This is a genomic window from Micromonospora sp. NPDC049799, assembly GCF_040656655.1.
GTDB lineage: Bacteria > Actinomycetota > Actinomycetes > Mycobacteriales > Micromonosporaceae > Micromonospora.
The window spans coordinates 1-8,280 of record NZ_JBFAMU010000218.1; the positions used below are offsets into that span (position 1 = coordinate 1).

Annotated in this window: 4 protein-coding genes and 1 pseudogene; 4 read left to right on the forward strand and 1 reads right to left on the reverse strand. The window is 71.5% G+C overall.

Translation table 11 applies throughout. The features are described 5' to 3' along the window. Positions 1–11 precede the first annotated feature (11 nt). Positions 12–1,631, forward strand: a pseudogene (locus AB0I76_RS17335) (sulfatase-like hydrolase/transferase); the annotation flags it as partial. A 300-nt stretch (positions 1,632–1,931) separates the two neighbouring features. After that, entirely contained in the window at positions 1,932–3,215 is a 1,284-nt protein-coding gene (locus tag AB0I76_RS17340) for a citrate synthase (RefSeq protein WP_357036029.1), read from the forward strand. Between the two features lie 130 nt (positions 3,216–3,345). Here the strand turns inward: AB0I76_RS17340 and AB0I76_RS17345 are convergent, their stop codons facing one another. Next, positions 3,346–4,749, reverse strand: coding sequence for a glycosyltransferase family 4 protein (locus AB0I76_RS17345; RefSeq protein ID WP_357036032.1), 1,404 nt, complete (start codon positions 4,747–4,749; stop codon positions 3,346–3,348). Positions 4,750–5,086: 337 nt separating this feature from the next. Here AB0I76_RS17345 and glgX point away from each other — a divergent pair, with 337 nt between their 5' ends. Both glgX and AB0I76_RS17355 read left to right on the forward strand, forming a co-directional pair. Continuing rightward, the gene (gene glgX, locus AB0I76_RS17350) at positions 5,087–7,204 is read left to right on the forward strand and encodes a glycogen debranching protein GlgX (RefSeq protein ID WP_357036035.1); all 2,118 of its coding nucleotides are present in this window, start codon (positions 5,087–5,089) and stop codon (positions 7,202–7,204) included. A 3-nt stretch (positions 7,205–7,207) separates the two neighbouring features. Then, positions 7,208–8,280 (forward strand): alpha-amylase family glycosyl hydrolase (locus AB0I76_RS17355; protein WP_357036038.1); only part of this gene is annotated, 1,073 nt, incomplete at its 3' end.

Consider the following 8,280-nt stretch of genomic DNA (forward strand, 5'->3'; position numbering starts at 1 on the left):
GGTGAGCGACCCGGTGGCGCGGGCCCGGTCGCGTGCTGCGGCTGGCCGCTGCGGGCCCGCCGGTGTTCGTGGTGCTGTTCCTGTTCGCCTCGCCGACCTCGGCGGTGGTGCTGCCACGCGGCGAGGGCGGCGCCGCCGGTACGGCGAAGGGCGGCATCCACCCGCCGGTGGTGATGCTGATCCTCGACGAGCTGCCACTGGTGTCCCTGCTCGGTCCCGACGGCCGCATCGACGCCGCCCGGTTCCCCCACTTCGCGGAGCTGGCCGGCGGCTCGACCTGGTACCGCAACGCGACCGGTGTCAGCGGGTGGACGCCCTACGCGCTGCCGGCGATGCTGACCGGGCGGTACCCGGCCGAGGGCGTCGCGCCGCACTACGCGCAGTACCCGGACAACCTCTTCACCGCCTTCGGCGGCCTCTACGACATCCACGCCGAGGAGAGCATCACCCGGCTCTGCCCGCCCAGCCGCTGCGAGACACCGGTCAGTCCGGAGCAGGGGCTCGGCGTGCTGGTCCGGGAGACCGGGACGCTGCTGCGCCGGATCGCCGCGCCCGTCGACAGCCGGATCGACCCGGCGGACTCCTACCGGGAACGGACCAGCGCCGAGGCGGGCATGGACGCCGCCGAGCCGGTGCCGGCCGACCCGACGTTCCGCTGGGACAGCCTCGACGACAACCAGCCGGCCCGCTTCACCAGCTTCCTGGCCGGCCTGCGGCCCGCCACGCGGCCCGCCCTGCACTTCCTGCACCTGCTCATGCCCCACTCGCCGTGGTCGTACCTGCCGTCGGGCGCCCGCTACGACGCGCCGGAGGACCTGCCCAACGACGGTGCCGCCGGCTGGACGGAACTGGCCCGGCAGCGCCACCTCGCGCAGCTCGGCTACACCGACCGGCTGATCGGCGAGACGCTGCGGACCCTGCGCGCCACCGGCCTGTACGACCGGGCGCTGGTGGTGGTGACCGCCGACCACGGGGTGAGCTTCACCCCCGGCGCCCAGGGACGGGGGATGGACGCGATCAGGGCCGCCGCCGACGAGGTCGCCTGGGTGCCGCTGTTCGTCAAGAGCCCCGGGCAGCGCACCGGCCGCGTCGACGACCGGAACTGGCAGCACGTGGACCTGCTGCCGACCGTCGCCGACGAGGCGGCGATCCGGCTGCCGTGGCGGGTCGACGGCCGGTCCGCACGGCAGGGCCCGCGTACCGACCCGGGCAAGGTGTTCTACGACCGGCCCGCCCAGCCGACCCCGATCACCGGCGGCGTGCCCGGCCCGCTCCGACCGCCCACACCGCACCCCCTGGTCGGCACCACCGTCGGCGACCGTCCCCTCGGCGGTACCGCCGAGGTGGCCCGGCTCGGGGCGTTCCGTGCCGTGGACCCGGACGCCGGCCAGTTGCCCGCGCTGGTGTGGGGCGACGTGCCGGACGACGTACCCGACGGGACGTCCCTCGCCCTCGCCGTCAACGGCCGCGTCGGGGCGGTCGTGCCGGTGGTGTCCCGCGACACCGGAGGCCGCCGCTTCGCGGCGCTGCTCGCCGACGACCGGCTGTACCAGGCCGGCGCGAACCGCCTCGACGTCTACCGGGTCGCCCCCGACGGCTCCCTGCGCCGCCTCACCCTGTCCGAGGTGTAAGGAAGGGCCCCCCGTTAACGCCTGCGGTAGAGGAAGGGCCCCCGCTCAACGCCGCGGCCAGCTCTTGATCGACCTCGCGCGCCGGCCGCCTTCCGCGACCGGTACCGTTCCCATGCCTTCCGCCCGCCGCGCTCCGGCAGGCGGCGTACCCGGAACCGAGGGGGTTTCCCGGCCGGTAGGTCGGGAATCGGGTGACGCATACCTCACCGCCGAACCACGGCGGGCGGTATCCCCGAGACCGCGATTACGGTAAAAGCGAAGGCAATTCAACGAAGATCTGCCGGCGAAGCGAGGAACCACATGACGGAAGTCAAGCTCGATCACCCCGGTGGGCAGCTTTCGATGCCGGTGCACAACGCGGTCGAGGGCCCCGCCGGCATCGGGGTGGGCAAGCTGCTGAAGGAAACCGGGATGACCACCTACGATCCCGGTTTCGTGAACACCGCGGCGTGCTCCTCCGCGATCACGTACATCGACGGTGACGCGGGGATCCTGCGCTACCGCGGGTACCCGATCGAGCAGCTGGCCGGGAAGTCCTCCTTCCTGGAGGTCTCCTACCTGCTCATCTACGGGGAGCTGCCCACCCAGCAGCAGCTCACCGAGTTCACCGAGTGGATCCGTCGGCACTCCCTGCTGCACGAGGAGATGCGCCGCTTCTTCGACGGCTTCCCCCGGGACGCGCACCCCATGGCGGTGCTCTCGTCGGCGGTGAGCGCCCTGTCGACCTTCTACCAGGACAGCCTGGACCCGTTCGACTCCGAGCACGTGGAGATCTCCACGGTGCGGTTGATGGCGAAGGTCCCGACCATCGCCTCGTACGCGTACAAGAAGTCGATCGGGCAGCCGCTGCTCTACCCGGACAACTCGCTGGGGTACGTCGACAACCTGCTGCGGATGACCTTCGGGGTCCCGGCGGAGCCGTACGAGGTCGACCCGGTGATGTCGAAGGTGCTGGACATGCTCTTCGTCCTGCACGCCGACCACGAGCAGAACTGCTCCACCTCGACCGTCCGGCTGGTCGGCTCCAGCAACGCCAACCTCTTCGCCTCGGTCTCGGCCGGCGTGAACGCGCTGTTCGGCCCGCTGCACGGCGGCGCCAACCAGGCCGTGCTGGAGATGCTCCAGAAGATCCACGCCGAGGGCGACGACGTCCGTTCCTTCGTCCGCAAGGTCAAGGACAAGCAGGACGGCGTGAAGCTGATGGGCTTCGGCCACCGGGTGTACAAGAACTACGACCCGCGCGCCGCGATCGTGAAGAAGGCCGCCCAGGACGTGCTCGGCCGGATGGCCAAGCCGGACCCGCTGCTGGACATCGCGATGGAGCTGGAGGAGATCGCGCTCGCCGATGAGTTCTTCGTCTCCCGCAAGCTCTACCCGAACGTGGACTTCTACACCGGCCTGATCTACAAGGCCATGGGCTTCCCGACGAAGATGTTCACGGTGCTGTTCGCGCTGGGCCGGCTTCCCGGCTGGATCGCCCAGTGGCGCGAGATGATCAACGACCCGGAGACCAAGATCGGCCGTCCGCGGCAGGTCTACGTCGGCTCCCCCGAGCGGGCGTACGTCCCGCTCGACGAGCGCTGAGGTTCCAGGATCACGTCACGAAGGCCGCCGACCAGAGGGTCGGCGGCCTTCGTCGTGTACGCGCACCGCGCCTGTTAAGCGGGGGCCCTTCCTCTACCGCAGGCGTTGACGGGGGGCCCTTCCTTACACCTCAGCGGAGGCCGGCGGCGGCCAGCAGGTTGCCCTGGGGGAGGGTGGGCAGGGCCCGGCCGTGGGCCATCCGCTGGGCGGCGCGTTCGGTGGCGAACTGCGGGGACTGGGTGATGGCCGCCGCGTAGGTGGCGGCGGTGCGGCTGGCGATCGCCGACCAGCCGTACTGCTCGTGCACCATGGCGCGGGCGCGGCGGGCGAGCCGGCGGGCGTGCTCCCGGTCGGACAGCAGGGCGTGCACCGCGTCGCTGAGCCCGTCGGGGTCCTGCGGGCGGAAGGTCATCCCGGTGACGCCCGGTTCGACGATCTCGGCCAGGCCGCCGGTGGCGGAGACGGCCAGGGGAGCGCCGGCGGCGGCGCCCTCCAGGGCCACCATGCCGAACGGCTCGTAGATGCTCGGCACCGCGAAGCAGTCCGACGCCGCCATGACGGCCGGCAGGTCGGTGCCGCCGAGGAAGCCGGGGAGGCTTACCGTGTCGCCGAGGCCCAGGCGGTGCACCTCGGCCTCCAGTTCGGCGCGGTACGGGCCGTCGCCGACGATCACGGCCCGCAGCCCGGGATGCCGCTCGCGCAGCCGGGGCAGGCCGGCGATGAGGTGCTGGACGCCCTTCTCGTAGACCAGCCGGCCGGCGAAGGTGACCAGCGGGCCGTCGCCGGCGAACCGCTCACGGGCCTTGGTGACCGCGCGGGACGACACCTTCCACCGGTGCGGCTCCACGCCGTTGGGCACCACGTCGACCCGGGAGCCCGGTACGCCGAACAGCCCGGTCACCTCGTCGCGCATGTAGCCGGAGCAGACGATGACCCGGCCCGACTCGGTCGACAGCCACTGCTCGACGCCGTGGATGGTGCGGTTCATCTCCTCCGGGAGCCAGCCCTGGTGGCGGCCGGCCTCAGTGGCGTGGATGGTGCTGACCAGGGGGATGTCGAGGTGCTCGCGGAGGGTCATCGCGGTGTGCGCGACCAGCCAGTCGTGGGCGTGGATGACGTCGTACGACTGGGACTCGGTGGCCCGCAGGGCGGCGCGGGTCAGCGTGTGGTTGAACGCCATGGTCCAGGCCAGCAGGGACGAGGTGGCCAGCGGGAAGGCGACCGGGTCCTCGGCGGCGCGGACGATCCTTACGCCGTCGGCGTACTCCTCCAGGGGAGCGCCGTCGGTGTGCCGGGTGACGACGGTGACCTCGTGGCCGGCGGCGGCCAGCGCCACGGACAGGGCGTGCACGTGCCGGCCGAGCCCACCCACGAGCACCGGCGGGTACTCCCAGGACAGCATGAGGATGCGGCGGGACTGCGGGGCGACACCGGACCCGGACGGCACCGGGGTCTGCGGCCAGGAGGAAAGGGTGGGCCGGTGCTTCCGGCCCGCGGCGGTGGTGGGTGGTACGTCGACCCGCAGGGTCGTCACATCAATCTCCGTCCATGCATGGTGAATCGCGCCGGCGCCGTCGACGGCAGAACAGGGGTGCGTGGGGGTGGCCGAAGGCCGAGTGGTGACGCGTGGGCGCGTCCCGCGCACAAGCAAAGGGCATCTCGCGCGATCCCGCATCTCGAAAGGGGTCAACGTGACGGACGACACCTGAAGGTTTATCACGCGTCACTCGGGTGGATTACGGACATCGGCCGAACGGATGGATTCGTGTTCGAGACTGGGGGGCAATAAGGCGCCTGCGCGCCGCCGGTACCCACCGTGTGGTGCGCTCATGGTGCGGTGCGCGCTCATGATCGTGGGACTGAGGAGCGACATGCAGGTCTGGCCGGGTGAGCGATACCCCCTGGGAGCCACCTACGACGGGATGGGCACCAACTTCGCGATCTTCTCGGAGGTGGCCGAGTCCATCGAGCTGTGCCTGTTCGACGAGTGGGACACCGGTGTCGAGCGGCGGATCCCGCTGCGCGAGGTCGACGCGTACGTCTGGCACGCCTACATCCCGGGCATCGAGCCGGGCCAGCGGTACGGCTACCGCGTGCACGGCCCGTACGACCCCGCCAACGGCCTGCGGTGCAACCCGAACAAGCTACTCATCGACCCGTACGCGAAGGCCATCGACTCCGACGTCGAGTGGGACCCGGCGGTCTACGACTACGAGCTGGGCGACCCGGACACGCGCAACGACACCGACTCGGCCCCCTTCATGCCGAAGTCGGTGGTGGTGAACCCGTACTTCGACTGGGGCAACGACAAGCCGCCCCGCATCCCGTACCACCACTCGGTCATCTACGAGGCCCACGTGCGCGGCCTGACCATGCGGCACCCGGACATCCCGGACGAGCTGCGCGGCACGTACGCGGGCATCGCCTCGCCGCCGATGATCGAGCACCTGCGGACGCTCGGCGTGACCGCCATCGAGCTGATGCCGGTGCACCAGTTCGTGCACGACCACCGGCTGGCCGACCTGGGCCTGCGCAACTACTGGGGCTACAACACCATCGGCTTCTTCGCCCCGCACCACGGCTACTCCGCGCTCGGCCGCCTGGGCCAGCAGGTGCAGGAGTTCCGGGGCATGGTCAAGGCGCTGCACGCCGCCGGCATCGAGGTCATCCTCGACGTGGTCTACAACCACACCGCCGAGGGCAACCACCTCGGCCCGACGCTGAGCTTCAAGGGCGTCGACAACCACAGCTACTACCGCCTGTCGGAGGAGGACCGGCGGTACTACGTCGACTACACCGGCACCGGCAACAGCCTCAACGTCCGCAGCCCGCACTCGCTACAGCTGATCATGGACTCGCTGCGGTACTGGGTGACCGAGATGCACGTCGACGGCTTCCGGTTCGACCTCGCCGCCACCCTGGCCCGCGAGTTCTACGAGGTGGACCGCCTGTCCACCTTCTTCGAGGTGGTCCAGCAGGACCCGGTGGTCAGCCAGGTCAAGCTCATCGCCGAACCGTGGGACGTGGGCCCCGGCGGCTACCAGGTCGGCAACTTCCCGCCGGTGTGGACCGAGTGGAACGGCAAGTACCGCGACACCGTCCGCGACTTCTGGCGGGGCGAGCCGGCGACGCTGGCCGAGTTCGCGTCCCGGATCACCGGGTCCGCCGACCTCTACCAGGACGACGGGCGCCGCCCGTTCCACAGCATCAACTTCGTCACCTGCCACGACGGGTTCACCCTCAACGACCTGGTGTCGTACAACGACAAGCACAACGAGGCCAACGGCGAGGAGAACCGGGACGGGGAGAGCCACAACCGGTCCTGGAACTCCGGCGTCGAGGGGGAGACCGACGATCCGGGTGTGCTCGCCCTGCGGGCCCGGCAGCGGCGCAACTTCCTGGCCACGCTGATGCTCTCCCAGGGCGTGCCGATGATCGGGCACGGCGACGAGCTGGGCCGCACCCAGCGCGGCAACAACAACGCGTACTGCCAGGACAGCGAGCTGGCCTGGATCGACTGGGACAACCTCGACACCGAGCTGCTCGACTTCACCCGGCGGCTGGTCGCGTTCCGCCGCCGCCACCAGGTGTTCCGCCGCCGCCGGTTCTTCACCGGCCTGACCGTCCGCGGTCCCGAGGTCGACGAGCCGCTGCCCGACCTGGTCTGGTACACCCCGGACGGCCGCCAGATGACCGGCGAGGACTGGGGCAACGACTTCGGCCGGTCGGTGGCCCTGTTCGTCAACGGCGAGGGCATCCGGGAGCGCGGCCAGTACGGCCAGCGCCACCACGACGACTCCTTCCTGCTCTGCTTCAACGCCCACGACGCGCCGCTGGACTTCACCCTGCCGCCGGTCGAGTTCGGCCAGCGGTGGGAGCTGGTCATCAGCACCGCCGACCCCGATCCGGAGAAGACGACGGTGGTCGAGGCGGGTGGTGCGCTCACCGTCCCCGACCGCTCCCTGGTGGTCCTCGAGAGGACGGTCTGAGCCATGCCCGACACCCCCCGCCCCACCCCCACGTCGACCTACCGCGTCCAGGTCCGCCCCGGCTTCGACCTCGACACCACCGCCGGGCTCGCCGGCTACCTCGCCGACCTCGGTGTCACCCACCTCTACAGCGCGCCCCTGCTGACTGCCGCACCCGGCTCGGCACACGGCTACGACGTCGTGGACCACCGCGCGGTCAACCCGGAGGTCGGCGGTGAGGCCGGCCGGCAGCGCCTCCTGCGGGCGTTGCGCGGCGCCGGGCTTGGCCTGGTCGTGGACATCGTGCCCAACCACGCCGGGGTGGCCCAGCCCGCCGCCAACCCGGCCTGGTGGGACGTGCTGCGCCGGGGACGCGACTCGGCGTACGCCCGCTGGTTCGACATCGACTGGGACCGGGGTCGGCTGCTGCTCCCGGTCCTGGCCGACGCCCCGGAGGCCCTCGACGACCTCAAGGTCGTCGAGGGGGAGCTGCGGTACCACGAGCACCGCTTCCCGATCGCCGACGGCACCGCCGAGGGCACGCCGCGCGAGGTGCACGACCGGCAGCACTACGAGCTGGTGTCCTGGCGGCGCGGCGACGCCGAGCTGACGTACCGCCGCTTCTTCGCCGTCTCCGACCTGGCCGGCCTTCGGGTGGAGGACCCGGACGTCTTCGCCGCCACCCACGAGCTGGTCCTGGCCTGGGCGAAGGCCGGGGAGGTCGACGGCATCCGCGTCGACCACCCCGACGGGCTGCGCGACCCCGCCGGCTACCTGGCGCGGTTGCGCGCCGCCGCGCCCGAGGCGTGGCTGGTCGTGGAGAAGATCCTGGAGTACGGGGAGGAGCTGCCGGACTGGCCGGTCGACGGCACGACGGGGTACGAGGCGCTGTCGGCGGTGTGCGGCCTGTTCGTGGATCCCGACGCGGAGCCGGAGTTCACCGCCCTGGACGCCCGGATCACCGGCCGGCACACCTCCTGGGAGGACCTCACCCACGCCACGAAGCTGGAGGCCGCCACCCGGCTGCTGTCGGCCGAGCTGACCCGGCTCGCCGCGCTGGCGCCGGACGTCGACCGGGACGCGGCCCGGGCGGCCCT

Bases quoted from the DNA above. Each gene is read 5' to 3' on its own strand.
- AB0I76_RS17340 (WP_357036029.1), top strand. From the start codon at position 1,932: ATGACGGAAGTCAAGCTCGATCACCCCGGTGGGCAGCTTTCGATGCCG.
- glgX (WP_357036035.1), top strand. From the start codon at position 5,087: ATGCAGGTCTGGCCGGGTGAGCGATACCCCCTGGGAGCCACCTACGAC.